Source organism: Neisseria oralis (assembly GCF_045062685.1).
GTDB classification, from domain to species: domain Bacteria; phylum Pseudomonadota; class Gammaproteobacteria; order Burkholderiales; family Neisseriaceae; genus Neisseria; species Neisseria oralis.
In genome coordinates this window covers 1-281 of sequence record NZ_JBJGEB010000048.1, presented here as the reverse complement: position 1 = coordinate 281, position 281 = coordinate 1, and the positions used below count along the sequence as shown (strand labels likewise).

At 62.6% G+C, this 281-nt stretch carries 1 protein-coding gene; it reads left to right on the top strand.

Annotated features, from left to right (window positions below):
• Positions 1-281: KdsC family phosphatase (locus ACI43T_RS12025; protein WP_405387347.1), on the top strand; the 281-nt coding region annotated here is incomplete at both ends.

The window sequence follows — 281 nt, the reverse complement described above, 5'->3', positions numbered from 1 at the left end:
TTTCAAAGGTATCAGCGACAAACGTGCCGCCTATGAAGAATTGCGCGCGCAGGCGGGCGTGGAAGAAGCCGAGTGCGCCTTTGTCGGCGACGACGTGGTCGATTTGCCGGTAATGGTGCGCTGCGGATTGCCGGTTGCCGTCCCCGGCGCGCATTGGTTTACGCGGCAACACGCCGCCTATATTACGGAACACGCGGGCGGCGCAGGCGCGGTGCGCGAAGCGTGCGACCTGATTATGCAGGCGCAAGGTACGCTGGGCGCGGCTTTGAACGGGTATATCA